Source organism: Streptomyces sp. NPDC058231 (assembly GCF_042882275.1).
GTDB lineage: Bacteria > Actinomycetota > Actinomycetes > Streptomycetales > Streptomycetaceae > Streptomyces.
In genome coordinates, this window is sequence record NZ_JBHVWN010000007.1 from 1 (window position 1) to 25,395 (window position 25,395).

General features: G+C 72.1%; 21 protein-coding genes. 17 read left to right on the forward strand and 4 right to left on the reverse strand.

The annotated features are described in order from the left end of the window. Positions 1–261: 261 nt before the first annotated feature. Positions 262–981: a tetratricopeptide repeat protein gene (locus ACFVXE_RS06925; protein ID WP_389670114.1), complete on the forward strand. Its 720-nt coding sequence runs from the start codon at positions 262–264 to the stop codon at positions 979–981. A gap of 58 nt (positions 982–1,039) precedes the next feature. Here the strand turns inward: ACFVXE_RS06925 and ACFVXE_RS06930 are convergent, their stop codons facing one another. Then, a complete protein-coding gene (locus ACFVXE_RS06930) occupies positions 1,040–2,317 on the reverse strand; it encodes a DUF1015 domain-containing protein (RefSeq protein WP_389669920.1) in 1,278 nt (425 codons plus the stop codon). Positions 2,318–2,388: 71 nt separating this feature from the next. Here ACFVXE_RS06930 and ACFVXE_RS06935 point away from each other — a divergent pair, with 71 nt between their 5' ends. From ACFVXE_RS06935 to ACFVXE_RS06950, 4 genes are all read left to right on the forward strand, one after another. After that, positions 2,389–3,417: an HAD hydrolase-like protein gene (locus ACFVXE_RS06935; protein ID WP_389669922.1), complete on the forward strand. Its 1,029-nt coding sequence runs from the start codon at positions 2,389–2,391 to the stop codon at positions 3,415–3,417. Positions 3,418–3,605: 188 nt separating this feature from the next. Beyond that, on the forward strand, positions 3,606–4,667 hold the full coding sequence (locus ACFVXE_RS06940; protein ID WP_389669923.1) for a FecCD family ABC transporter permease: 1,062 nt from the start codon (positions 3,606–3,608) through the stop codon (positions 4,665–4,667). Continuing rightward, a complete protein-coding gene (locus tag ACFVXE_RS06945; protein WP_389669925.1) occupies positions 4,664–5,743 on the forward strand; it encodes a FecCD family ABC transporter permease in 1,080 nt (359 codons plus the stop codon). Before ACFVXE_RS06940 ends, ACFVXE_RS06945 begins: the two co-directional genes overlap by 4 nt. Positions 5,744–5,820: 77 nt before the next feature. Continuing rightward, positions 5,821–6,639: an ABC transporter ATP-binding protein gene (locus tag ACFVXE_RS06950; protein ID WP_389669927.1), complete on the forward strand. Its 819-nt coding sequence runs from the start codon at positions 5,821–5,823 to the stop codon at positions 6,637–6,639. 135 nt (positions 6,640–6,774) lie between these two features. On the opposite strand, the gene ACFVXE_RS06955 is transcribed toward ACFVXE_RS06950, so the two are convergent. Further along, positions 6,775–7,122, reverse strand: a complete 348-nt coding sequence (locus tag ACFVXE_RS06955) for an SCP2 sterol-binding domain-containing protein (protein ID WP_389669929.1) — start codon at positions 7,120–7,122, stop codon at positions 6,775–6,777. Positions 7,123–7,164: 42 nt separating this feature from the next. Here ACFVXE_RS06955 and ACFVXE_RS06960 point away from each other — a divergent pair, with 42 nt between their 5' ends. The 6 genes from ACFVXE_RS06960 to ACFVXE_RS06985 all read left to right on the forward strand — a co-directional run bounded on the left by ACFVXE_RS06960 (position 7,165) and on the right by ACFVXE_RS06985 (position 13,183). Next, positions 7,165–7,464 (forward strand): hypothetical protein, encoded by a 300-nt coding sequence (locus ACFVXE_RS06960; RefSeq protein WP_389669930.1) that lies wholly within the window; start codon positions 7,165–7,167, stop codon positions 7,462–7,464. 7 nt (positions 7,465–7,471) lie between these two features. Beyond that, complete coding sequence (locus ACFVXE_RS06965; RefSeq protein ID WP_389669932.1) at positions 7,472–8,287, forward strand: TlyA family RNA methyltransferase; 816 nt, start codon at positions 7,472–7,474, stop codon at positions 8,285–8,287. Then, positions 8,284–9,189 (forward strand): NAD kinase, encoded by a 906-nt coding sequence (locus ACFVXE_RS06970; protein ID WP_389669933.1) that lies wholly within the window; start codon positions 8,284–8,286, stop codon positions 9,187–9,189. Before ACFVXE_RS06965 ends, ACFVXE_RS06970 begins: the two co-directional genes overlap by 4 nt. A gap of 114 nt (positions 9,190–9,303) precedes the next feature. Next, positions 9,304–11,049 carry a DNA repair protein RecN gene (gene recN, locus ACFVXE_RS06975; RefSeq protein ID WP_389669935.1) on the forward strand — a complete coding sequence of 582 codons (1,746 nt, stop codon included), beginning with the start codon at positions 9,304–9,306 and terminating at the stop codon, positions 11,047–11,049. 71 nt (positions 11,050–11,120) lie between these two features. Continuing rightward, a complete protein-coding gene (locus ACFVXE_RS06980; protein ID WP_389669937.1) occupies positions 11,121–11,900 on the forward strand; it encodes a hypothetical protein in 780 nt (259 codons plus the stop codon). Between the two features lie 182 nt (positions 11,901–12,082). After that, positions 12,083–13,183, forward strand: coding sequence for a glycosyltransferase family 4 protein (locus ACFVXE_RS06985; RefSeq protein ID WP_389669939.1), 1,101 nt, complete (start codon positions 12,083–12,085; stop codon positions 13,181–13,183). 47 nt (positions 13,184–13,230) lie between these two features. Here the strand turns inward: ACFVXE_RS06985 and ACFVXE_RS06990 are convergent, their stop codons facing one another. After that, positions 13,231–14,874 (reverse strand): PucR family transcriptional regulator, encoded by a 1,644-nt coding sequence (locus tag ACFVXE_RS06990; RefSeq protein WP_389669941.1) that lies wholly within the window; start codon positions 14,872–14,874, stop codon positions 13,231–13,233. A gap of 171 nt (positions 14,875–15,045) precedes the next feature. Beyond that, positions 15,046–16,848 carry a glycoside hydrolase family 15 protein gene (locus ACFVXE_RS06995; protein WP_389670115.1) on the reverse strand — a complete coding sequence of 601 codons (1,803 nt, stop codon included), beginning with the start codon at positions 16,846–16,848 and terminating at the stop codon, positions 15,046–15,048. 407 nt (positions 16,849–17,255) lie between these two features. Between ACFVXE_RS06995 and ACFVXE_RS07000 the strand changes: the two genes are divergently transcribed. From ACFVXE_RS07000 to ACFVXE_RS07025, 6 genes are all read left to right on the forward strand, one after another. Next, positions 17,256–18,941 carry a CTP synthase gene (locus ACFVXE_RS07000; RefSeq protein WP_389669943.1) on the forward strand — a complete coding sequence of 562 codons (1,686 nt, stop codon included), beginning with the start codon at positions 17,256–17,258 and terminating at the stop codon, positions 18,939–18,941. A gap of 88 nt (positions 18,942–19,029) precedes the next feature. Beyond that, on the forward strand, positions 19,030–19,656 hold the full coding sequence (locus ACFVXE_RS07005; protein ID WP_389669945.1) for an NUDIX domain-containing protein: 627 nt from the start codon (positions 19,030–19,032) through the stop codon (positions 19,654–19,656). A 259-nt stretch (positions 19,657–19,915) separates the two neighbouring features. Further along, on the forward strand, positions 19,916–21,979 hold the full coding sequence (locus tag ACFVXE_RS07010) for a tetratricopeptide repeat protein (RefSeq protein WP_389669947.1): 2,064 nt from the start codon (positions 19,916–19,918) through the stop codon (positions 21,977–21,979). Between the two features lie 143 nt (positions 21,980–22,122). Then, complete coding sequence (gene ald / locus ACFVXE_RS07015; RefSeq protein WP_389670116.1) at positions 22,123–23,238, forward strand: alanine dehydrogenase; 1,116 nt, start codon at positions 22,123–22,125, stop codon at positions 23,236–23,238. A 368-nt stretch (positions 23,239–23,606) separates the two neighbouring features. Continuing rightward, entirely contained in the window at positions 23,607–24,725 is a 1,119-nt protein-coding gene (locus ACFVXE_RS07020; RefSeq protein ID WP_389669949.1) for a ParA family protein, read from the forward strand. After that, complete coding sequence (locus ACFVXE_RS07025) at positions 24,722–25,333, forward strand: hypothetical protein (protein WP_389670117.1); 612 nt, start codon at positions 24,722–24,724, stop codon at positions 25,331–25,333. The genes ACFVXE_RS07020 and ACFVXE_RS07025 overlap by 4 nt, the downstream gene beginning before the upstream one ends. The last annotated feature ends 62 nt before the right edge of the window (positions 25,334–25,395 follow it).

Here is a 25,395-nt window from a genome sequence, read left to right on the forward strand (position 1 = left end):
GGTGGCGGTTTCCGTCGCGACGACAGTCGGCCTTCGAGCGGCGGTGACCGTGGTGGCTTCCGCCGTGACGACAACCGCGGCGGCTCCGGTGGCGGATACCGCGGGCAGCGCGACGATCGTGAGCGCGGCGGATACCGCGGACGCGACGACCGTGGTGGCTTCGACCGGCGGGACGACCGTGACCGGGAGCCGATCAAGCGGCTTCCGATTCCCGACGACGTCACCGGTGACGAGATCGACAAGGACGTGCGGCAGGAGCTGATGAGCCTGCCGAAGACCCTGGCCGAGGACGTTGCGCGGAACCTCGTCATGGTGGCCCGGCTCATCGATGAGGACCCCGAGCAGGCATACGCGTACTCGCGCATCGCACTGCGGCTGGCCTCGCGGGTGGCTGCCGTGCGTGAGGCCGCCGGCTTCGCCGCGTACGCGACGCAGAAGTACGCGGAGGCGCTTGCCGAGTTCCGGGCGGCGAAGCGGATGACCGGTTCGGTGGAACTGTGGCCCGTCATGGCCGACTGCGAGCGTGGACTGGGCCGGCCCGAGCGGGCGATGGCCATGGCCGGCGAGCCCGAGGTGCAGAAGCTGGACAAGGCCGGACAGGTCGAGATGCGGCTGGTGGCCGCAGGAGCACGCCGGGACATGGGGCAGATCGACGCCGCCATCGTCACCCTGCAGAGCTCCGAGCTCGCCTCGAACGCCGTGCACCCGTGGACGCCCCGACTGCGCTACGCGTACGCCGATGCGCTGCTGGCCGCGGGGCGCGAGGACGAAGCCCGCGAGTGGTTCGCGAAGGCCCTGGAGGCCGACAAGGACGGCTCCACCGACGCGTCGGACCGCCTTGCCGAGCTGGACGGAGTCGAGTTCGTCGACGTCCTCGGTCATGACGACGAGTCGGCCGAGGCCGGAGCCGGTTCCGGCACCGACGTCGAAGCCGATGTCGAAGCCGACGATGCGGATGAGGACGGGCCGGCGAAGGCCTAAGGCAGGAGAGAGGGCGGCATCCCGGAAGGGGTGCCGCCCTCTTTTTTTGTGTCCGGGGTCAGTCGAGGGCGAGGCTCCGGAGGACCAGGCCGGTGGCCGGCTTGGGCCCGAACGAGGTCGACTTGCGGGGCATGGTGACGCCCTGCCGGGCCAGGTCCCGGACGACCTCTTCGCGTACCGGATGCATCAGGACCGCCGTGCCGTTGTTGCGTTCGGCCTGTTCCACGGCTGCCGCGGTGTCGTGTATGTACGCGATGTGTTCCGGGGTGTCGGGGATCTGCCACACATGGTCGAGAAGTGTCGCGTGCAGGACCGTCGCGTCGAGGGTGCGCCAGGCGAGCGGGCGGTCGGCAGGGACCGTGCGGGTCAGCAGAGCCTCGTCCGGGCGGTCGACGAGATGGAAGCGACCGTCGCCGGCCAGCAGGAAGGCGTTGCCCTCGGCGGCAGCCGCCGCGAGTACGTCGAGGGCCACCGGCAGCGGTCCCTCGACGTCGCGGACCCGGAAGGCACCGTCCAGCGCGGCCAGTGCGTCGCCGACGGGAAGCCGGTGCAGCAGCCGGTGGATGGCGCGGACCCGCAGCGGGTACCGGGCCGTGTCGACCAGGAGGACCAGGCCGAAGTCCCAGGGGCCGGGGACGGTGTGTTCCTGCTGCAGCCGGAGATAGGTGGCCCAGCGGTGGTGGCCGTCGGCGATGAGCGCCTGGTGGCCGGCGAGGTCGGTCTCGATCTCGGACCGGTCGGCCGGGTCGGTGACCGCCCAGAGCCGGTGGCTGTAGCCGTCCTCCGTGGTCGTGGCGAGGAGCGGCGGCCGGTCGATGGTGCGGTCGATGACCGCGGTCGCGCCGGTCGGACGGCCGTCGCTGCGGTAGGTCAGCAGCAGCGGTTCGAAGTGGGCGGCCGTGGTGCGCATCAGGTTCGCACGGTCCTCGACGACATGGGCCATGACGTCCTCGTGCGGCAGCACGATCCCGTCGGCCGGGGAGGAGAGCGCCAGCGCTCCCACGATGCCGCGCTGCAGGATCTCGCCGTTGCCCTGCTCGTAGACATAGAGCGCGGGCTCGGCCTCGGGGGCGAGTATGCCCTCTTCGAGCCAGCGGTTCAGGGTCTCGGCGGCCTGCTGGTGTCGGGCCGCGGCCGTGTCGGCCTGCGGCAGGATCAGCCGGACGATGTTGTGCGGGTCGGCCGACTCCAGGTGGAGCAGCCCGTCGGGGCGCACGACGACGTCGTACGGCGGTGAGGTCACCGCGGCGAGACTGCCGACCCGCTCGGGGACGTAGCGCAGTCCACGGAACGGGATCAGGCGCAGTCCCTGCTCTGCGGGGCCCGGTGTGTTCATTTCTGCATCGTATGTGCGTTGCGGCGATGCGGGATGATCGGGGGAGAACATGCCATGAGGAGCGTAGAGATATGAGTCAGGCGAGCAGGACCCGGCCGCGCGGGATCAGTACCCCGCTCAGCGAGGCGTACGACACGGCTCTGCTGGATCTGGACGGTGTGGTGTACGCGGGCGGCCATGCGATCGCCCATGCTGTCGATTCGCTGGGCACGGCGCGCGACGGCGGGATGCACCTCGCGTATGTGACCAACAACGCGCTGCGCCCACCGGCGGCTGTGGCGGAGCATCTGACCGAGCTCGGGGTACCGGCCGAGTCGGCGGACGTGATCACTTCGGCGCAGGCGGTGGCCCGGTTGATGGCCGATCAGCTGCCGTCCGGGGCCCGGGTGCTCGTGGTCGGGGGCGAGGGGCTGAAGGTGGCGCTGGTCGAGCGCGGACTGGTACCGGTCGAGTCGGCGGACGACGATCCGGTGGCGGTGGCGCAGGGATACGGCGGTTCCGACATGGCGTGGGGGCGGTTCGCGGAGGCCGCGTACGCGATCAACCGCGGCGTGCCGTGGTACGCGTCCAACACCGATCTGACGATTCCGAGTGCCAGGGGCATCGCGCCGGGCAACGGTGCGGCGGTCGAGGTCGTGCGGATCGCGACCGGTGCTGAGCCGCAGGTCGCCGGGAAGCCGCTCCCCCCGATGCACCGGGAGACCGTGCTGCGGACCGGGGCGCAGCGGCCGCTGGTGGTCGGGGACCGGCTGGACACCGACATCGAGGGTGCGTTCAACGGCGGGGTGGACTCGCTGCTGGTGCTCACCGGGGTGACGGACGCGGCGCAGCTGGTGGCGGCCGGGCCGGAACACCGTCCCACTTATGTGGACGCGGACCTGCGCGGCCTGCTGACCGGCCAGCCCGAGGTCACGGAGACCGGCGGCGGGTTCGGCTGCGGTGGCTGGACGGCGGTGGTGCGCGGTGACGAGCTGGCGTTGCAGGGCGACGGTGACGTGCTCGACGGGCTGCGGGCGCTGTGCGCGGCGGCCTGGTCGTACGCCGGCGAGGGAGCGTGCGACCTGGATGCGGGGAAGGCGGTGGCCAGGCTCGGGCTGTAGGGCCCCCTCCGGGCTGCGCCGTGGGCTGCCGGGTGGATGCAAGGGGGAAGATTCCTCGGGGAGTTCACCGGGAATCACGTCGGCGGGTGCCGTGTCCTGGAGGATGAATCGGACGTGGAGGACCCGGTCCTGCCGGCCCGGGTGGTCCGGCGGCTCGCCGACTTTGGAGGGTAGGCTAACCTAACCACGTGTTGGTTGAGAGTCCGCCAGAGCCGAGCGCAGGTCCGACAGCCGCGCCGGCGACATCCGCGCCCCCCGGGCGCCACGCGATACGTGCCGTGGGCCTGCTGTCCGCCGTGGCCGTGCTCGTGCTGGTGTGCCTCGTGAGCATCGCGGTCGGCGCCAAGGCGCTGCCGCTCGCCGACGTCTGGCACGGGCTGTTCCATTCCTCGGGGACCCCTGGTGACGTCCTGGTGCGGGATGTGCGCATCCCCCGGACCGTGCTCGGGCTGATCGTCGGCGCCGCGCTCGGTCTCGCCGGTGCGGTGATGCAGGCGCTGACCCGCAACCCGCTGGCCGAACCCGGACTGCTCGGCGTCAACGCCGGTGCGTCGGCGGCCGTCGTGTCCGCCATCACCTTCTTCGGCGTCACCTCGCTGACCGGATACGTCTGGTTCGCCTTCCTCGGCGCCGCGGTCGTGTCGGTGGCGGTGTACCTGCTCGGCGGCAGCCGGACGGCGACGCCCGTGCGGTTGGCCCTCGCAGGGACCGCCGCCGGCGCGGCGCTCTTCGGTTACGTGAACGCCGTACAGCTGCTGGACGCTGCGGCGCTTGACCGGCTGCGGTTCTGGACCGTCGGATCGCTGGCCTCGGCGAACATGGAGACCATCGGCAAGGTGTGGCCGTTCATAGCGGTCGGCGTCGTGCTCTCGCTGCTCATCGCCAGGCCGCTGAACGCGCTGGAGATGGGCGACGACACCGCCAGGGCGCTCGGCGCCCACCTGGTCCGCACCCGTGTCCTCGCGATGATCGCCGTCACCCTGCTCTGCGGGGCCGCGACCGCCGCCTGCGGGCCGATCGTCTTCATCGGGCTGATGATCCCGCACCTGGTGCGCGCCATCACCGGTCCCGACATGCGCTGGATCCTGCCGTACGCGGCCGTGCTCTCACCGGCGCTGCTGCTCGGCGCGGACGTGGTGGGGCGGGTGATCGCCCGGCCGTCCGAGCTGCAGGTCGGCATCGTCACCGCGCTGCTCGGCGGGCCCGTCTTCATCCATCTCGTACGCCGCAAGAGGATGGCCCAGCTGTGAGCGTCACGAAGTCCCGCACGAGGAGCGAGGCCGGGGCGGCCCGGTCGGTCCGGGCCGTACGGACCGGTGGGGGGTTCTCCTTCCGGGTGGATGTCCGGGCGTTCGTGGTGATCGTGCTGCTCGCCGCGGTCGCGGCCGGCGCCGCGATCGTGCTCATCGGCAGCGGCGACTACACGATGACGCCCGGCGAGGTCGTCGGCACGCTGTTCGGGCACGGCACCTTCCAGCAGGAGTTCATCGTCACGGACCTGCGCCTGCCGCGGGTCCTGGTGGGGCTTCTGGTCGGTGCGGCGCTCGGCATCGGCGGCGCCGTGTTCCAGACCGTCTCCCGCAATCCGCTCGGCAGCCCCGACGTCCTCGGCTTCGGCCAGGGAGCCACCGTCGGTGCGCTGACTGTGATCGTTCTCCTCCAGGGCGGGGCGGCCGCGGTCGCCGGTGGGGCGGTGGTCGGCGGACTGGTCACCGGAGTCGCCGTGTATCTGCTCGCGTGGAAGCGGGGCGTGCACGGGTACCGGCTGGTGCTCGTCGGTATCGGCGCCGCCGCGATGCTCACCGCCGCCACGCAGTACCTGATCACCAAGGCCAACCTGGTCGACGCGACCCGCGCCGTCGTCTGGATGACCGGATCGCTGGACGGGCGGGACTGGGCGCAGGTCTGGCCGCTGCTGGCGGTCTGCGGGTTGCTCATTCCACTGGTGCTCGGGCACGGGCGGGCGCTGCGCATGATGGAGATGGGCGACGACGCCGCGTACGCGCTGGGTGTACGGGTGGAACGCACCCGGCTCGTGCTGATGGGCTGCGCCGTGCTGCTCGTCGCCGTCGCCACCGCCGCGGCCGGGCCCATCACCTTCGTCTCGCTGAGCGCCCCGCAGCTGGCGCGCCGGCTGACCCGCTCGCCCGGGCCCAATCTGGCGGCCGCCGCGTTCATGGGAGCGGCGCTCCTGCTCGTCGCCGACTGGATCGCGATGGACGCCTTCGGCGACCGGCAGCTGCCGGTGGGTGTCGTCACCGGTGTGCTCGGCGGCTGCTATCTGCTGTGGCTGCTGGTCACGGAGCGCAAGGCGGGACGCATATGAGGTCCCGCCGGACGGCGAATCCGCCCAGCCAGGCCAGTACCACGACGACCCTTCCCACCGACTCCGGGAGTACGACCATGCAGCGCCTCACCGCGGACTCGGTGACCATCGGCTACGACCAGCGGGTCATCGCCGAGAACCTCTCGGTCGAGATCCCCGACAACTCGTTCACCGTGATCGTCGGTCCCAACGCCTGCGGGAAGTCCACGTTGCTGCGGGCGCTCTCCCGGATGCTCAAGCCGAGCCGAGGACAGGTGCTCCTCGACGGTCAGGCGATCCACGGGATGCCCGCGAAGAAGGTCGCCAAGACTCTGGGACTGCTGCCGCAGTCCTCCATCGCACCCGACGGGATCACCGTCGCGGACCTGGTCGCGCGCGGCCGGTATCCGCACCAGGGACTGCTGCGGCAGTGGTCGCCCGAGGACGAACGCATTGTCGAGGAGTCGATGATGTCGACCGGGGTCCACGAGCTCGCCGATCGTTATGTCGACGAATTGTCCGGCGGGCAGCGCCAGCGCGTCTGGATCGCGATGGCGCTCGCGCAGGAGACGCCGCTGCTGCTCCTGGACGAGCCGACGACGTACCTCGACATCCAGCACCAGATAGACGTCCTCGACCTCTGTGCGGAGCTGCACGAGACGCGGGGGCGCACGCTGGTGGCCGTACTGCACGACCTGAACCACGCGGCGCGCTACGCCACGCATCTGATCGCCATGCGCGGCGGCGAGATCATCGCTCAGGGGGCGCCGGGGGACGTGGTCACGGCGGAACTGGTGGAACGGGTGTTCGGGCTGCGGTGTCAGGTGATCGCGGATCCGGAGACGGGGACGCCGCTGGTGGTTCCGGCAGCGCGCGCCGCACGGGGCACGCGGGCGGTGGACCCGGTCGGCGCCTGAGCCACGAGGTGCGGGGGCCGTGCCGGGCAGCGCGCGGCCCGCGGACGCCTCGCGGGCGGGGGCCGAGCGGCCCTCGCCGCGCACGGCCGGTGCGGGAGCGATCCGGGCGGGTTGCGGCGTGGCGTCCCTCCGGGGTCAGAGCAGCGTTCTGAGGCGCATGAGGTCCCGGAGACCCGCCTCCAGGCGGACCCGACCCGCCGCCCAGGCCTTCGCGAAGTTCAGATCGCCGTTCACCATGGCCACCAGGTCGTCACCGGTCATCGCGAGGCGGATCTCGGCCTTCTCCTTCGGCGGTCCCTCGACCGTGTCCAGCACCTGGATCCGGCCGTCCTGGAGACGGCCGGTGAAGGTGATCCCGAGATCCTTGATGTGGCAGCTCAACGAGCGGTTCAGCGCGGCCGCGCCGCGCACGTCGCCCTCGGCCGTCGCGAGGTTGTCGGAAAGTCTGTCGAGTGCGCTGCGGCACTCCGCCATGGTCGCCATCGTGACCGACGGTACCCCAGCCCTTCGCGGTAGCGTTTCCGCATGAGCGACTTGATGCCGGAGCCGGGGACCGCGCGCGGGGAGCCGGCGGCGACGGACGGGCCTCCTCCGATGCCCGCCGCCCCCGCGCCCCTCGGCGTCGTGCGCACCCCCACCGCGAACGCCGAGGTGGACGCGTGGCTGGAGCGGCTGGCCGACGCGGACCACCTCGCGGCGGACGGACACATCGAGGTGTACGAGGATGTACACCGTGGGCTGCGCGACGCGCTGACCGCGCTGGACGCCCGGCCCGCACCCGCACCGGTACCCGCACCGATGCCCTCGTACGACAACAGGAGCTGAACCGAACGTGGCAGGAGTGGCACGTCGTCGCCTCGACGCCGAGCTGGTACGCCGTAATCTCGCCCGCTCGCGCGAGCACGCGAGCCAGCTGATCGCCGCAGGGCGGGTGACCGTCGGCGGGAACACCGCGACCAAACCCGCCACCCAGGTCGAGACCAGCGCCGCGGTCGTCGTCATCAAGGACGAGAGCGACCCCGAGTACGTCTCGCGCGGCGGACACAAACTCGCGGGGGCCCTCGCCGCCTTCATACCCCTCGGGCTGAAGGTCGAGGGGCGGCGGGCGCTGGACGCCGGGGCGTCCACCGGCGGCTTCACCGACGTGCTGCTGCGGGCCGGGGCCGGCCATGTCCTCGCCGTGGACGTCGGCTACGGACAGCTTGCCTGGTCGCTGCAGTCCGATGAACGCGTCACCGTCAAGGACCGTACCAACGTGCGGGAGTTGACGCTGGAGGCGATCGACGGAGAGGCGGTGGACCTGGTGGTCGGCGATCTGTCCTTCATCCCGCTGGGGCTGGTACTGCCCGCGCTGGCGCGCTGCGCAGCCCCCGACGCGGACCTGGTGCTGATGGTGAAGCCGCAGTTCGAGGTCGGCAAGGAGCGGCTCGGCAGCGGGGGCGTGGTGCGCAGCCCGGAGCTGCGGGCCGAGGCGGTACGGGAGGTGGCGCGCCGGGCCTGGGCGCTGGGGCTCGGAGTGCGGGGAGTCACCGCGAGCCCACTGCCCGGCCCGTCCGGCAACGTCGAGTACTTTCTGTGGCTGCGGACCGGAGCACCTGAACTGGATCCCGCGGATGTCGACCGTGCAGTGGCGGAGGGGCCTCGTTGACGACGAATGCGGCACGAACTGTCTTTCTATTGGCACACACCGGCCGGCCGGCCGCGATCCGCAGCGCCGAGCTCGTCGTGCAGGGACTGCTGCGCAGCGGACTCGGGGTTAGGGTCCTGGCCGCGGAGGCCGCTGATCTGCCGCTCCCGCCGTCCGTGGAGACGGTCGAGGACGCCACGCCCGCGGCCGTGGACGGCTGCGAACTGCTGATCGTGCTCGGCGGGGACGGGACGCTGCTGCGCGGTGCCGAGTTCTCCCGGGCCTCCGGGGTGCCGATGCTCGGCGTCAACCTCGGCCGGGTCGGCTTTCTCGCCGAGGCCGAGCGGGACGACCTGGACAAGGTGGTCGACCGGGTCGTCACCCGCGCGTACCAGGTCGAGGAACGCATGACCATCGACGTCCTGGTGCACAGCAACGGCGACATCGTCCACACCGACTGGGCGCTGAACGAAGCGGCCGTGCAGAAGGTGTCGCCCGAGCGGATGCTCGAAGTCGTCCTGGAGATCGACGGCCGGCCGGTCACCGGCTTCGGCTGCGACGGAATCGTCTGCGCGACCCCGACCGGCTCCACCGCGTACGCCTTCTCTGCGGGCGGACCGGTGGTGTGGCCGGAGGTCGAGGCGCTGCTGATGGTCCCGATCAGCGCCCACGCCCTGTTCGCCAAGCCGCTGGTGACGTCGCCGACCTCGGTGCTCGCCGTCGAGGTCCAGCCGCACACGCCGCACGGGGTGCTGTGGTGCGACGGGCGCAGGTCCGTGGAGCTGCCGGCCGGGGCACGGGTCGAGGTGCGGCGCGGGGCGGTTCCGGTACGGCTGGCCCGGCTGCACCACGCCTCGTTCACGGACCGGCTGGTGGCGAAGTTCGCGCTGCCGGTGTCCGGGTGGCGGGGCGCGCCGCACTGACCGGGGCGCCCCCCGCCCGGGCCGGTGGTGGGGCGGATCACGGCCGCGGGAGCACGGGAGAGTGAATCCGCGGCCGGGGTCCGTCGCACACCGGGGTCCGGACCTCGTAAGGTCGTGTCCGTGTTGGAGGAGATGCGGATACGGTCGCTCGGGGTCATCGACGACGCGGTGGTGGAGCTGTCACCCGGGTTCACCGCGGTGACGGGCGAGACCGGCGCGGGCAAGACCATGGTCGTCACCAGCCTGGGGCTGCTGCTCGGCGGGCGCGCCGACCCCGCCCTGGTGCGGATCGGTGCCAAGGCCGCCGTCGTCGAGGGGCGGATCACGGTGTCCGCCGGTGACGCGGCAGCCGTGCGGGCCGAGGAGGCGGGCGCCGAGCTCGACGACGGCGCGCTGCTGATCAGCCGTACCGTTTCAGCGGAGGGGCGCTCGCGCGCCCACCTGGGCGGCAGATCGGTGCCGGTGGGCGTCCTCGCCGAACTCGCCGACGAACTCGTCGCCGTGCACGGCCAGACCGACCAGCAGGGGCTGCTCAAGCCGGCGCGGCAGCGGCAGGCCCTGGACCGGTACGCGGGCGACGGAGTCGCCGTGCCGCACGCCGAGTACACCGCGGCGTACCGGCGGCTGCGGGCCGTCGCGGGCGAGCTCGACGAGCTGACCACGCGCGCCCGCGAACGCGCGCAGGAGGCGGATCTGCTGCGCTTCGGGCTCGGCGAGATCGCCGGCGTCGAACCGCTCCCCGGCGAGGACACCGACCTCGCCGCCGAGGCCGAGCGGCTCGGTCACGCCGAGGCGCTCGCCTCCGCCGCCTCCCTCGCGCACGCCGCGCTCGCGGGCAACCCGGAGGACCAGGAAGGCGTCGACGCGACGACCGTCGTCGCGGCCGCCGGGCGGTCGCTGGACGCCGTCCGCGCCCACGACCCCGCGCTGGCCGCGCTCGCGGACCGGATCGGGGAGATCTCCATCCTGCTCGGCGATGCGGCGGGCGAGCTGGCCGGGTACGCCGACCAGCTGGACGCCGACCCGCTGCGGCTCGCTGCGGTGGAGGAGCGGCGCGCCGCGCTCACCGGACTCACCCGCAAGTACGGCGAGGACATCGACGCCGTGCTCGCCTGGGCCGAAGAAGGGGCCGACCGGCTCACCGAGCTGGAGGGCGACGACGACCGGATCGGCGATCTGACCGCCGAGCGGGACGCACTGCGGGCCGAACTCTCCGGTCTCGGGCAGACGTTGACCGATGCGCGTACGGAGGCGGCGGCGCGCTTCGCCGAAGCGGTGACCGCCGAGCTGGCCTCCCTGGCCATGCCGCACGCCCGGGTCTCGTTCGACATCCGGCAGACCGACGCGGCGGACGAGGAGTCCGGCATCGACGTCGGGGGGCGGAGCGTGGTCTACGGTCCTTCCGGCGCCGACGAGGTCGAACTGCTGCTGGCCCCGCACCCCGGCGCCCAGCCCCGGCCGATCGCCAAGGGCGCCTCGGGCGGCGAGCTGTCCCGGGTGATGCTCGCGGTCGAGGTGGTCTTCGCGGGTTCCGACCCCGTACCCACGTACCTCTTCGACGAGGTCGACGCGGGTGTCGGCGGCAAGGCGGCCGTCGAGGTCGGCCGGCGACTGGCGAAGCTCGCCAGATCCGCCCAGGTCGTCGTCGTCACACACCTGCCGCAGGTGGCGGCCTTCGCCGACCGGCAGCTGCTGGTCGAGAAGACGGTCGACGGGTCGGTGACCCGGAGCGGTGTCACGGTCCTGGAGGGCGAGGAACGGGTACGGGAACTGTCCCGGATGCTCGCGGGGCAGGAGGACTCGGAGACGGCGCGGGCGCACGCGGAGGAGCTGCTGGCCGCGGCCCGGGCGGACGGGTAACGGGCCGTGGACCGCTGTGCCCGGCGGCCCCACGCCCAGGGGTGCGGGGCCGGCTTCGTAGCCTGGCCCACATGGGAACAGTGATCAGCAGGGCCGCCGCAGGCGCCGTCGCAGCCGGAGTCACGGGCGGGGTGTACCGGGCGCTCAGGGGGCGGCCGCGCCCGGCGTGGCAGCGCGCCAACTACGCGGGCCGCACCGTCGATCTGTACGCCGGTCCTGCCGTGGCCCTCGGCGCCGCGGCAGGGGCCGCCGTCCTTCCGCTGCCACTACGCACCAGGGCCGCCGCCGTGCTCGCGGTACTGGCCGCGGGCGGCTGCGGCGCGTACGACGACCTCGCAGGCGCCGGCGATCCGCGCCGCGGGTTCCGTGCCCATCTGACCGCGCTGCGGGACGGCGAGGTGACCAGCGGCGCGGTCAAGCTCTTCGGGATCGGGGCCGCCGGGCTCGCCGCGGGCGCCCTGCTCAAGGAGCGGCCGGCCGACCGGATCCTCGCCGGCGTCGTGATCGCCGGAGCCGCCCATCTCGTCAACCTCACCGATCTCCGGCCCGGCGTCGCCACCGCCACCGTGCTCGCCCTCGGGGCCCCGGGGCTGGTCCGGGGCGGGCTCGCCGCCGCGCCGATGGGAGCCGTGGCGGCCCTCACCGCCGACGAGCTGGCGGAACGGACCATGATCGGAGACATGGGCGCCCACGCCCTGGGCGCGGCCGTCGGTGTCGCGATCGTCGTGGCGAGTGGCCGGGCCGGGCTCGCCGTCCATGCGGCGGGGGTCGTGGCTGCGGCGGTGCACGGCGACCGGATCAGTGGGCTCGCCCGGCGCTTCCGCATCGCTGCCGTGGTGCCGGGCAGGTGACGCGTTGCCGGGCGGACCTGGCAATATCGCACCGTTGTGCTCACCCGTCCGGGTGGTAACTCCTGCCCGGTTGTAGCTGCAGGCAACGGAACAACGGCTCCGAGGTGCCGGAACGCGCGTACGGACTGGCATCCTTGGCGGTGCACATTCCGCCGACTCGGTAGCTCCGGGAGCCATTCAACGTGTCACAGCTGCGTACGGTCCAAGTCCTGGGCGGAGGCAGCGCGGGCAGCAGCGCTCACGTCGGCTCGCTGGCCGCCGGGCTGGTGGCACGGGGTGTGCAGGTCACCGTCTGCGCCCCGGCCGAACTGGACCGCGCCTACGACTTCGCCGCCACGGGTGCCCGCTTCGTCGCCGTACCGCGACGCAGCGACCCCGCCGCCGTCGCCGCGCTGCGGTCCGCCTGCGTGGGGGCGGACGTGGTGCACGCGCACGGCTTGCACGCCGCCGTACGCACCGGTCTCGCGCTCGGCGGGCGGCGCACCCCGATGGTTCTGACCTGGCACACCCGGGCGTACGCGGAAGGTGCCCGGGCCCGGATGCTTCAGGTGGTGGAGCGAAGAGCGGCCCGGGCGGCGGCCGTTGTGTTCGGTACGTCGTCGGATCTGGTCGACCGGGCGCGGCAGCGGGGCGCGCGCGACGCGCGGCTCGCACCGATCGCCGTTCCCGTGCCGCGCGGCGCCGCCGCGGTCCGTGACGACGGCAAGATCCGGGCCGAACTCGGTGCTGTGGAACGGCCGTTACTCGTATCCGTCGGCAGCCTCGGGCCGCATCACGGATACGGCACGCTGCTCGACGCGGCGCGGCTGTGGCGCCGGCTCGACCCGGTACCTCTGCTGGTCATCGCGGGGGAGGGGCGGGAGCGGGCCGTTCTGCAGCGACGGATCCTGGACGAGGAGCTGCCCGTCAGGCTGATCGGGCACTGGGAAGGCGTCGCCGGACTGCTCGCCGCGGCCGATCTGGCCGTGCTGCCCGGCCGGTGGGAGGCGCGGTCGGTGCCGGCGCAGGTGGCGCTGCGGCTGGGAGTTCCGCTGGTGGCCGCCGCGGCCGGCGGGGTGCCCGAACTCGTGGGGGACACCGCCGAACTCGTACCGTACGGAGACGCGGACGCGATGGCGCACGCCGTGGAGCGTCTGCTGTCGGACCCGGAGGCCCGGGAGCGGATGGCCGCTGCGGGCCGTCTGCAGGCGGCGAGTTGGCCGACGGAGGACGACACGATCGCGCAAATGCTGAGTGTGTACGACGAGTTGACCCACCCGGTGGCGGTCGCGCGGGGGTGGTGAACCCGTCGTGTGAGGCCGGGCGGGCGGGCCGCCCGACCGCCGGGTGCTCAGTCGCCGGACGTGGCAGGCCCGGCGTGGCGGCGGGCTCTCAGGGCCAGACTCAGGGCCAGCACCGTCTGGGGATCGTCCAGGTCGGTACCCAGCAGTTCGCCCATCCGGGCCAGGCGGTTGTATAGCGTCTGACGGTTCAGATGCAGATCGCGCGCCGTCTCCGCCTTGCGGCCCGCGTGGGCGAGATACGACTCCAAGGTGGGCAGCAGCGGCGGGCGCGAGGTGCGGTCGTGATCGCGCAGAGGGCCGATCGCCCGTTCCACGAACGCCGCCAGGTCGGGGTGGTCGCGCAGCCGCCACAGCAGCAGGTCGATGTCCAGGCGGCGGGCGTCGTACCAGGGCCGGTCACCGAGGCCGTGCGCGGCCGCCGCCGTCTCCGCCGCGTGCCGCAGCCCCGCTCCGGCCACCGCCCAGCCGCCGGCGACCCCGACCACCACGACCGGCGGGTGCGAGCCGGCCCGTTCCAGTCCGGCCCGCTCGACACCCGCTCGCAGCGCCGCCGCGACCCGGTCGGCCACCGCTGTGCGCTCCGTCCCGGGCCGCAGGCCGAGCAGCAGCGGAACCCGTCCCTCCACGGGGCGTACACCGAGGAGCACCGGCACGCCCACCGACGAGAGCTCCTCCAGGACCGCGCGCGCCAGCAGTGCCCAGTTGCCCGACGGGGACAGCTCCGGGGCCAGCCGCATCACCACCGGCAGCAGGGGAGCCTCACCCGGCCGGAAGCCCAGCACGCGGGCCTGCGCGGGTGCGTCCTCCGGGGCGATCCGGCCCTCCGCGAGATCCGTCAGGAAGTCGCCGCGGCCGCGCGCGGCGAGCTCCTCCTCCTGCCGGGCCTGCATCAGCACCACGGCGAGGATGCCCGCGGCCCGCTCCGCGGCCATCCGGTCCACCGCCGTCAGCGGCCCCGACACGGCGAGCAGCACCAGCCTGGCCCGTACCGAACCGGCTCCAGGGCCGCCGCCCGGCACATCCACCAGCACCGAACCCGCGGGCGGCGCCTCCCGGGACGCGCGGTCGCCGCGCATCCCGTCCCAGACCTGGAGCGGATCGGCGGAGACCGGTCCTGCCTCCGTCCCCGCCGCGTACAGCAGCTGACCGTCCGCCGTCTCCAGGAAGACCGGGTTGGCCGTGAACTGCGCGAGGATGCCGAGCACCTGCGGGACCCCGCCGCCGTCCAGCAGCGCCTCGGTGCACCGTCGGTGCACGTCCTCGGCCTGCCGCAGCATCGCGTAGTGACCGTTGACGATCTCGGTGTGGATCTCCTCGGTCACCGTCACGAACGGCACCTCGCGGTGCAGCTGCACGAGGGGCAGGCCGGCCGCCTGCGCGGCGTCCACGATCGAGGCCGGCAGCCTGCCGAAGCGCGGCCCGAGTTCCACCACCAGAGCGGCGATCCCGCGGTCGGCGAGCGTGCGCACGAAGGCGCGCTGCTCGGCCGGCCGGGTGCCGAGCCCCAGGCCGGTGGTGAGCAGCAGTTCACCGCCCTTCAGCAGGGACGCGATGTTCGGCACCTCGCCGGCGTGTACCCAGCGCACCGTGCGGTCCAGCCGGTCCGCGCAGGCCACCACCTCGGGGAGTCCGCTGCGTAGCCCCGGCAGTTCCAGGGCGCGCCCCACGGTGATTCCGCCTTGGTCCCCCACTGGTTCCGGCCTCGTACTTCCGTTCGGTTCAGGTCTCCGCCGCGCCGCAGCGGCCGCTGGTGCGGCGCGGCGTCACACCGCACCGGCCGAGGGCGCGCCAGGATCCTTCCGTCGTAGGGCGGCAGGGCGCTCCGTACCGCACGGGGAGAGCCGCCCCGCCACCCGTTCGGCTCAGCCGACGTACGCCCCGCTGGCCGTCAGCCGCAGCGCCGTGTCGATCAGCGGAACGTGGCTGAACGCCTGCGGGAAGTTCCCCACCTGGCGCTGCAGCCGCGAGTCCCACTCCTCCGCGAGCAGCCCCAGGTCGTTGCGGAGCGACAGCAGCCGCTCGAAGAGCTCGCGCGCCTCGTCGACCCGCCCGATCATCGCCAGGTCGTCCGCCAGCCAGAACGAGCACGCCAGGAACGCGCCCTCGTCGCCCTCCAGTCCGTCCACGCCCGCGTCCTCGCCCGTGGTGGGGTAGCGCAGCACGAACCCGTCCTCCGTGGACAGCTCGCGCTGGATCGCCTCGATCGTGCCGATCACCCGCTTGTCGTCCGGAGGCAGGAAGCCCATCTGAGGGATGAGCAGCAGCGACGCGTCCAGTTCCTTGGACCCGTAGGACTGGGTGAAGGTGTTGCGTTCCTTGTCGTAGCCGTGCTCGCAGACATCGCGGTGGATGTCGTCGCGCAGCTCCTTCCAGCGCTCCAGCGGCCCCTGGGCGTCGCCGGACTCGATCAGCTTGATCGTGCGGTCGACGGCGACCCAGGCCATCACCTTGGAGTGGACGAAGTGGCGGCGCGGGCCGCGCACCTCCCAGATGCCCTCGTCCGGCTCGTCCCAGTGGTTCTCCAGGTAGCTGATCAGCTTGAGCTGGAGACCGGTCGCGTAGTCGTTACGGGTCAGGCCCGTCATGTGGGCGAGATGCAGCGCCTCGATGACCTCGCCGTACACGTCGAGCTGGAGCTGGCCCGCGGCGCCGTTGCCGACCCGGACCGGGCCGGAGCTCTCGTAACCGGGCAGCCAGTCCAGCTCGGCCTCGCCCAGCTCGCGCTCGCCCGCGATGCCGTACATGATCTGCAGGTTCTCCGGGTCGCCCGCGACCGCGCGCAGCAGCCACTCGCGCCAGGCGCGGGCCTCCTCGCGGTAGCCGGTGCGCAGCAGCGAGGAGAGGGTGATGGCGGCGTCGCGCAGCCAGGTGTAGCGGTAGTCCCAGTTCCGCGAGCCGCCGATGTCCTCCGGCAGGGAGGTGGTCGGCGCGGCGACGATGCCGCCGGTCGGCGCGTAGGTGAGCGCCTTGAGGGTGATCAGGGAGCGGACCACCGCCTCGCGGTAGGGGCCGTGGTACGTGCAGTGCTCGACCCACTCGCGCCAGAAGTCCTCCGTCGCCTCCAGCGCCCCCTCGGGGTCCGGCAGCGCGGGCGGCTCGTGGTGCGAGGGCTGCCAGCTGATGGTGAAGGCGATCCGGTCGCCGGGCGCGACGACGAAATCCGAGTACGTCGTCAGGTTCTCGCCGAAGGTGTCGGCGGGCGTGTCCAGCCAGACGGAGTCAGGTCCGGCCACCGCGACCGTACGCCCGTCGACCTTGTGCACCCACGGGATGACCCGCCCGTAGCTGAACCGCATGCGCAGTTCGGAGCGCATCGGCACCCGGCCGCTGACCCCTTCCACGATCCGGATCAACTGCGGCGCGCCGTCACGAGGGGGCATGAAATCGGTCACCCGGATCGTGCCGCGCGGCGTGTCCCACTCCGATTCCAGGACCAGGGAGTCGCCGCGGTAGCGCCGCCGGTCCGCGGCCGGAGCCTCGGTCCCGGCTGCGTACGCGGGCCCCAGGCGCCAGAAGCCGTGCTCCTCGGTGCCCAGCAGTCCCGCGAAGATGGCATGTGAATCGAAGCGGGGCAGGCACAGCCAGTCGACTGTGCCGTCCCGGCAGACCAGGGCGGCGGTCTGCATGTCTCCGATGAGTGCGTAATCCTCGATGCGCCCGGCCACGTGCATCTCCAGTCGAACGGCCATGTCGCCCCGTGGGGCGCTTACTGCGGGTCAAGAGGGTTCTGCGGGGGGTTGTCGGAGTGAGCCGAGGGCTCCTGTGATTCGCCTGGGGCGAGTGTCCGAGCAGGATACGACGCACGTGCAAGATCCGCGCGACGGTCCCGGCAACGCGTCTGCTCCGAACGGGTGGGGTGTGAGGACAGTGCGTCGATTCGGTGTGAGGCGTGTACGGGGTGTGGCCGGAAGCAGCCTCCCGGAGTCGCTGATACCCTGGTAGCCCGTGGACCGGTGGTCGTCAGCAACAGCGGACGAGGCCCCCGAACCGCAGCGACGGCACCTCCGGAATCTCCGGACGGCAAGGCCGGTACGCACCTCAAGATCCGCGACCACGGGAGCCCCCTTTGGCTATGCAGCCCACATCCACGACGACCAAGCACATCTTCGTCACCGGGGGTGTCGCCTCTTCCCTCGGCAAGGGTCTGACTGCCTCCAGCCTGGGTGCCCTGCTCAAGGCACGGGGCCTTCGGGTCACCATGCAGAAGCTCGACCCCTACCTGAACGTCGACCCGGGCACCATGAACCCGTTCCAGCACGGTGAGGTGTTCGTCACCAACGACGGCGCCGAGACCGACCTGGACATCGGGCACTACGAGCGCTTCCTCGACGTGGACCTCGACGGCTCCGCCAACGTCACCACCGGCCAGGTGTACTCGCAGGTCATCGCCAAGGAGCGGCGCGGCGAGTACCTCGGTGACACGGTGCAGGTCATCCCGCACATCACCAACGAGATCAAGCACCGCATCCGCCGCATGGCCACCGACGACGTCGACGTCGTCATCACCGAGGTCGGCGGCACGGTCGGCGACATCGAGTCGCTGCCGTTCCTGGAGACCGTCCGCCAGGTCCGCCACGAGGTCGGCCGGGACAACGTCTTCGTCGTGCACATCTCGCTGCTGCCGTACATCGGCCCGTCCGGCGAGCTGAAGACCAAGCCCACCCAGCACTCCGTCGCGGCGCTGCGCAACATCGGTATCCAGCCGGACGCGATCGTGCTGCGCGCCGACCGTGACGTGCCGACCGCCATCAAGCGGAAGATCTCGCTGATGTGCGACGTCGACGAGGCCGCCGTGGTGGCCTGCGTGGACGCCAAGTCGATCTACGACATCCCGAAGGTGCTGCACACCGAGGGCCTGGACGCGTACGTCGTGCGCAAGCTCGACCTGCCGTTCCGCGACGTCGACTGGACCACCTGGGACGACCTGCTGGACCGCGTCCACAACCCCGACCACGAGGTCACGGTCGCACTCGTCGGCAAGTACATCGACCTGCCCGACGCGTACCTGTCGGTCACCGAGGCCATCCGCGCCGGCGGCTTCGCGAACAAGGCCCGCGTCAAGGTCAAGTGGGTCGCGTCCGACGACTGCAAGACCGCTTCCGGTGCCGCCAGGCAGCTCTCCGACGTCGACGCCATCTGCGTCCCCGGCGGCTTCGGCGACCGCGGTGTCAACGGCAAGATCGGCGCGATCCAGTACGCCCGCGAGAACAAGGTGCCGCTGCTCGGCCTCTGTCTCGGCCTGCAGTGCATCGTGATCGAGGCGGCCCGCAACCTCGCCGGGATCCCCGACGCCAACTCCACCGAGTTCGACGCCGCCACCTCCCACCCCGTCATCTCGACGATGGAGGAGCAGCTCGCGTACGTCGAGGGCGCGGGCGACCTGGGCGGCACCATGCGGCTCGGCCTGTACCCGGCGAAGCTCGCCGAGGGCTCGCTGGTCCGTGAGGCGTACGACGACCAGCCGTACGTGGAGGAGCGTCACCGCCACCGCTACGAGGTCAACAACGCCTACCGCGCCGAGCTGGAGAAGAAGGCCGGTCTGGTCTTCTCCGGCACCTCCCCGGACAACAAGCTCGTCGAGTACGTCGAGTACCCGCGCGAGGCGCACCCCTACCTGGTCGCCACCCAGGCGCACCCGGAGCTGCGCTCCCGCCCGACCCGCCCGCACCCGCTCTTCGCGGGCCTGGTCAAGGCGGCCGTCGAGCGCAAGACCGGCCTTGCGGCCGGTGACGAGCAGGGCGCAGCGCAGGACAAGTAGTCCGGCAGCGGGCAGGCGTTAACGTTGACCGGGGTACGGATCGTTCGAGGATCCGTACCCCGGTTTCTGTTTTTGTGGGAGGACGTAGATGGGTATCCAGGACACGCCCGAGGAGTGGCAGGTCACCGCGACCGTGACCCCCTTCACGGGCAACAAGACCAGCGTCCGTACCGATGACGTGGTGATGCCCGACGGAACGGTCGTCCGCCGCGACTACCAGGTCCACCCGGGTTCGGTCGCCGTGCTCGCGCTCGACGACGCGGGCCGGGTCCTCGTGCTGCGGCAGTACCGGCACCCCGTGCGCCACAAGCTCTGGGAGATCCCGGCCGGACTGCTCGACATCCCCGGTGAGAACCCGCTGCACGCGGCGCAGCGCGAACTCTACGAGGAGGCCTACGTCAAGGCCGAGGACTGGCGGGTGCTGACCGACGTCTACACCACGCCCGGCGGCTGCGACGAAGCCGTACGGATCTTCCTCGCCCGGAACCTCTCCGAGGCGGACGGCGAACGCTTCGAGGTCTCCGAGGAGGAGGCCGACATGGAGCTGGCACGGGTGCCGCTGACGGAGCTCGTGCAGGGGGTGCTCGCCGGGGATCTGCACAACAACTGCCTCGTGGTGGGAGTCCTCTCGCTCGCGGCGGTGCTTGCCGGTGACGGGATCGACTCGCTGCGGCCGGCGGAGGCGCCGTGGCCGGCCCGTCCGTTCGAGGCCTGACGGCCCGTCGGGGTCCGACGAGCCGTGCAGAGCTGACGGCCCATCGGGACGCGGATAGGACCGGCCGGCAACGGGAGGGCGGCGTCACGGGGTCCAATTGCCGGTCGGTTCAAGTCTTCCGATCGGACGAGATGCTCATCCGATCGGGGGACGGTTCCGTCGTGCTCCGTCCTGAGCGCGCACACGCCTGAACTACGCTCGGAATGCCCTGACCGGAGTCCCGGCGGGCAATGCGTGCGGCGAAGTGGGAGCGTGGCCCGTGACGGATCAGGCGGTGGACACCAGCGGCCCGGCGAGGGCGGCGGGGACCGAGGACCCGTCCGGCGCCACCCCGCCCCGATTCTTCGGCCGCGAACGCGAGTTGAAGGCGCTCAGAGCCGACATCGAACGGGCCGGACTGGACACGCTGGCCGGCCGCAGGACCGCCCGCGCACGGGTCCTGCTGATCGCCGGACGCCCCGGCTCCGGACGTACCGCGCTCGCCGAGGAACTCGTCCGCGCGCTGTTGGACGGCGGCGACTACCCGGACGGGGTGCTGCGGGTCCGGCTCGCCGACCCCGATGGCACGGCCGCCCCCACCGAACGCACCGCACGGGACATCCTCGCCCAGCTCGACGTCACCGGCCCGCCCGGCGCGGAGGGTGACGAACTGTCGGAGATGGTCCGCGCCGCCCTGGCCGAGCGGAAGGTCCTGCTGCTGCTCGACGACGCGGTCGATGCCGAGCAGGTCGACCCGCTGCTGCCGGACAATCCGGAATGCCTCGTCGTCGCCGCCGCGCAGGGTCCGCTGACCGGTGTCCCCGGCGTCCGGCCGTGCACCGTCGGAGGCCTCGACGCGGACGCCGCCGTCCGGCTGCTGTCCCGCACCATCAGCCAGGTCAGGATCACCGTGGACCCGCGGACCGCCGAGGCCCTGGCCGAGGAGTGCGGCGGGCTGCCCGGCGCCCTGGTCATGATCGGCGGCTGGCTCGCCGCCCACCCCACGGCATCGGTCGCCGATGTCACCAAGCAGCTGCGCGAGCTGCCCGACGACGCCGAGCAGCCCACCGGGGCCCGCCCGCTGGCCCGCGCCTTCAGGCTGGCCTACGAATCCCTGCCGTCGGCCGCCGCCCGGATACTGAGGCTGCTCGCACTGGCGCCCGCCGGACTCGCCGACGCCCACACCGCCTCCGCGCTGGCCGGGTGCTCGGTCTCGGCCGCCCAGTCGACCCTCGACGACTTCGTCCGGCTGGGCCTGTTGCGCACCGACGGTGCGGAGCAGCCGCAGTACGAGGTGCCCGGCTGCCTCGCCCCGCTGCTGCTCGCGCTGCTGGCCGACCGGGACCGGCCGGCCGAGATCCAGCTGGCCAGGGCCCGGATGCTGGAACGGACCGTCCGGCAGCTGCAGTCGTGCCGGGCGGTCGTCGAGCCGGAGGGTTCCCCGGCCCGCAAGAAGCTCGCCGGGCTGCCGCGTTCGCTGCGCTTCGCGCAACCGGAGGACGCCGCGGCCTGGCTGCGGCATCGCCGCCCCGCCCTGCTCGCCTCGGCCCGGATCGCCGTCGAGGACGGCGAACTCGACACCCTGGCACGGCGGTTGGTGGCCGCGCTGGTGCGGGCGCTGGCCGTGCACCAGGGCACCGAGGCGGCCGCCCCCGATCTGTACGGGCTGCACGGACTGGTCCTCGCCGTCGCCGAACGGCGCGAGCTGCCCCGCGAGCAGGCCGCCGCACTGCTCAATCTCGCCGATCTGGACGCCAGGACCGGGCGTACGCGGGAGGCGCTGACCCGCTACCGGGCCGCGCTGGACGCCGGACGGGCGGCGAAGGACCCGTATGCGACCGGCAGGGCGATGGAGTCCGTGGGCGGCGCCTACGCCGAGCTGGGGGACTACCACCGGGCCTCCGACTGGTACGGCCGGGCGCTCGCGCAGCGGCTCACCCAGGGGGAGCGGGCCGACGAGGCGCGGCTCTACGGACGGCTCGGCGCGGTGCACACCTACGCCGGACGGTACGGCGAGGCGCTGCGGAACTGGCGGGCCGCGGCGGCCGGCTGCCGCAGGCTCGGCGACCTGTCGGGCCAGGCGCGGGCGCTCAGCGAGGCCGCTCGGGTCCAGGAGTACGCGGGACGGCCACAGGAGTCGCTGCGCACCTGCCAGGAGGCGGTGGAGTGGGCGCGACAGGCCAATGACGTGCGGCTGCAGGCGGCGCTGGAGCTCCGGCTGGCCGACACGCTCGACCGGCTCGGTGATCCCGCTGCGGCCCGGCTGCACCGGGGACTGGCGGAAAGACTGCTGGGCGAAGAGAGTCCAGCCTGCGAAATCCGTAGTGCGTCGGCAGAAAATTAATGCTTTGTAAGGCTGGACAGGGAGAAGCCCTTCATTAAACTGGCTCTGCCGCGTCCCTTCGTGGCCTGTCCATTTACACTGCTTGTATCCGGGTATGTACCGCTATGCCCGAGCAACCCTCTGAGCCAAGGACCGTGATCGACGTGAAGGTCGGCATCCCCCGCGAAGTCAAGAACAACGAGTTCCGCGTGGCGATCACGCCCGCCGGTGTGCACGAGCTCGTCCGCCACGGGCACCAGGTCGTCGTCGAGCAGAACGCCGGCGGCGGTTCGTCGATCACGGACGAGGAGTACGTTGCCGCCGGGGCGCAGATCCTCCCCACCGCCGACGAGGTCTGGGCCACCGCCGACCTGCTGCTGAAGGTCAAGGAGCCGGTCGCCGAGGAGTACCACCGCCTCCGCAAGGACCAGACGCTCTTCACCTACCTGCACCTCGCGGCCTCCCGCGAGTGCACGGACGCGCTGCTGGAGTCCGGCACCACCGCCATCGCGTACGAGACGGTCGAGACCGCCAACCGCGCCCTGCCGCTGCTCGCTCCCATGTCCGAGGTCGCGGGCCGGCTGGCCCCGCAGGTCGGCGCCTACCACCTGATGCGCTCGGTCGGCGGCCGCGGCGTGCTGCCGGGTGGCGTCCCGGGTACGGCCCCCGCCGAGGCGGTCGTCATCGGCGGCGGCGTCTCCGGCTGGAACGCCGCACAGATCGCGGTCGGCCTCGGTTTCCACGTCACGCTGCTCGACAAGGACATCAACAAGCTGCGTGAGGCCGACAAGATCTTCGGCAGCAAGGTGAAGACGGTCGTCTCCAACGCCTTCGAGTTGGAGAAGGCGGTCGTCGAGGCCGACCTCGTCGTCGGCGCCGTGCTGATCCCCGGCGCGAAGGCTCCGAAGCTGGTCACCAACGAGCTCGTCGCCAAGATGAAGCCCGGAAGTGTACTTGTCGACATTGCAATCGATCAGGGTGGTTGCTTCGAGGACTCGCACCCGACGACGCACGCCGAGCCGACCTTCGTGGTCCACAACTCGGTCTTCTACTGCGTCGCCAACATGCCGGGCGCGGTGCCGAACACCTCCACGTACGCGCTCACCAACGCCACGCTGCCGTACATCCTGGAGCTCGCCGACCTCGGCTGGGCCGAGGCGCTGCGCCGGGACGCCGCGCTCGCCAAGGGCCTCAACACCCATGACGGGCAGGTCGTTTACCGCGAGGTCGCGGAGGCGCACGGTCTGCAGCACGTCGAGCTGAGCACGCTTCTCGGCTGACGGGTCAACACATCCCGTCAACCTCACACGTCCGGCCGGACCTTGCCGAGCAAGGTCCGGCCGGACGTGTGTCGCGACCGATGAGAGTCTTGTGCAACTCACGTCGAACGTAACCCTTTACCCGTTTCGTTCCCTCGTGAAATGTGCGCCGGAGTGACCGCGCGCCCTTGACAGCGGGGTGTTCGATTGCCGACACATCGGGCCGGGTCCGGCGGATTGTGTTGCTGCGAACCGGTGACACGCCATAGAGTCGCCAATCGTCGGCATGGTGTCACGCTGACCTATCGATAAGTTTCCTGGTCACGTCCAAGGAGGTAAGACGACTTGTGAATGAGTCGACATTTACTCCCGGGGGTGTTCAACCAGGGATGCCTGCACGGGGCCAGAGCCCGATCGGGCTGGAGGCTGTCGGCTCCGTCGCTGTCCGCACCTTCGCCACCCACCAGCACATGACGACAGCCCCCCAGATGATGGACGGCCGAAACGTGAACGCCATGGCCGGCAACGAGAGTGGCCGGGAGACCGCCGCCTTCGCCGACTTCGACGAGGTGCCCCAGGGGCACTTCTACGACCCCGACGCCGAGTACGAGCCCGATCCGGAGTACGCGGCCACCCTCGCGCCCGACGCCGCCCGCCAGCGCCGCGAGCGGATCGGCCCGACCGGCCGGCCCCTTCCCTACTTCCCGATCCCGGGCCCGCTGACCGATCACGGTCCCGCGAAGATCATTGCAATGTGCAACCAGAAGGGCGGCGTCGGCAAGACCACGTCGACCATCAACCTGGGTGCGGCACTGGCGGAGTACGGGCGCCGCGTCCTGCTCGTCGACTTCGACCCGCAGGGAGCCCTGTCGGTCGGTCTCGGCGTCAACCCGATGGAGCTCGACCTCACCGTCTACAACCTGCTCATGGAGCGGGGCATGTCGGCGGACGAGGTCCTCCTGAAGACCGCCGTGCCCAACATGGACCTGCTGCCGAGCAACATCGACCTGTCGGCCGCGGAGGTCCAGCTGGTCAGCGAGGTGGCCCGGGAGTCCACGCTGCAGCGCGCCCTGAAGCCGCTGATGGCCGACTACGACTACATCGTGATCGACTGTCAGCCGTCGCTCGGCCTGCTCACCGTGAACGCCCTGACGGCCGCTCACAAGGTGATAGTGCCGCTGGAGTGCGAATTCTTCGCGCTGCGCGGTGTGGCGCTGCTCACCGAGACGATCGAGAAGGTCCAGGAGCGGCTCAACCCGGAGCTGGAGCTCGACGGCATCCTCGCGACCATGTACGACTCCCGCACGGTGCACAGCCGTGAGGTCCTCGCGCGGGTCGTCGAAGCCTTCGACGAGCACGTCTACCACACGGTGATCGGGCGCACGGTGCGCTTCCCGGAGACCACGGTCGCCGGCGAGCCCATCACCACGTACGCCTCCAACTCGGTCGGTGCCGCCGCCTATCGCCAGCTCGCCAGGGAGGTGCTCGCCCGGTGTCACGCCGAGTGAGTCTGCCCGGGGCCGACGAACTGTTCCGCACCACCGGGGGGATGGGGCTGCAGTCCTCGTCCCCCGGGGACCGGCGGCGCAAGGCGAACGGCGAGGCGCGGGTACCGGCTCCGGCCGGTGAGGGCGAAACCGCGGCGGACAGCTCAGGAGGGCCCGGGGAAGCGGTCGGGGCCGGCGCCGCCGGAGCCGTACCGTCCCAGGAGGAGCACGCGGCGGCGGAGGCCGACACGGGGGATTCCCGCAGCCGCGGAGCGGAGAGCGACCGGATGGCCGTGGCCGCCCGGACGGCCCGGCGCCTCCCGCCCCCCTCCGCTCCCGCCGCGCAGCAGGAGGCGGTTCCGGCCGTCCAGCAGCAGCGCAGGCGCGGTGGCGGGCGCGGGGCGAACAGGCGGCCCAGCGGCCGTGAGCGCCACGACGAGAAGATCACCGTCTATGTCTCCGCCGAGGAACTGATGGACCTCGAGCACGCGCGGCTGGTGCTGCGCGGGGAGCACGGTCTCGCCGTCGACCGCGGGCGGATCGTCCGTGAGGCGGTCGCGGTGGTCCTCGCCGACCTGGAGGCGCGCGGCGACGCCAGCATCCTCGTACGGCGGCTACGCGGCCGCTGAACGGCCGGGCGCCGGTAGCCTGCCGGAAGAGCCGCCGCGACCCGTGGTCACCTCTTCCACGG

Bases quoted from the DNA above. Each gene is read 5' to 3' on its own strand.
- ACFVXE_RS07005 (WP_389669945.1), top strand. From the start codon at position 19,030: ATGGGTATCCAGGACACGCCCGAGGAGTGGCAGGTCACCGCGACCGTG.
- ACFVXE_RS07000 (WP_389669943.1), top strand. From the start codon at position 17,256: ATGCAGCCCACATCCACGACGACCAAGCACATCTTCGTCACCGGGGGT.
- ACFVXE_RS06950 (WP_389669927.1), top strand. From the start codon at position 5,821: ATGCAGCGCCTCACCGCGGACTCGGTGACCATCGGCTACGACCAGCGG.
- ACFVXE_RS06980 (WP_389669937.1), top strand. From the start codon at position 11,121: ATGGGAACAGTGATCAGCAGGGCCGCCGCAGGCGCCGTCGCAGCCGGA.
- ACFVXE_RS06935 (WP_389669922.1), top strand. From the start codon at position 2,389: ATGAGTCAGGCGAGCAGGACCCGGCCGCGCGGGATCAGTACCCCGCTC.
- ACFVXE_RS06960 (WP_389669930.1), top strand. From the start codon at position 7,165: ATGAGCGACTTGATGCCGGAGCCGGGGACCGCGCGCGGGGAGCCGGCG.
- ACFVXE_RS06955 (WP_389669929.1), bottom strand. From the start codon at position 7,122: ATGGCGACCATGGCGGAGTGCCGCAGCGCACTCGACAGACTTTCCGAC.
- ACFVXE_RS06925 (WP_389670114.1), top strand. From the start codon at position 262: ATGAGCCTGCCGAAGACCCTGGCCGAGGACGTTGCGCGGAACCTCGTC.
- ACFVXE_RS07020 (WP_389669949.1), top strand. From the start codon at position 23,607: ATGCCTGCACGGGGCCAGAGCCCGATCGGGCTGGAGGCTGTCGGCTCC.
- ACFVXE_RS06930 (WP_389669920.1), bottom strand. From the start codon at position 2,317: ATGAACACACCGGGCCCCGCAGAGCAGGGACTGCGCCTGATCCCGTTC.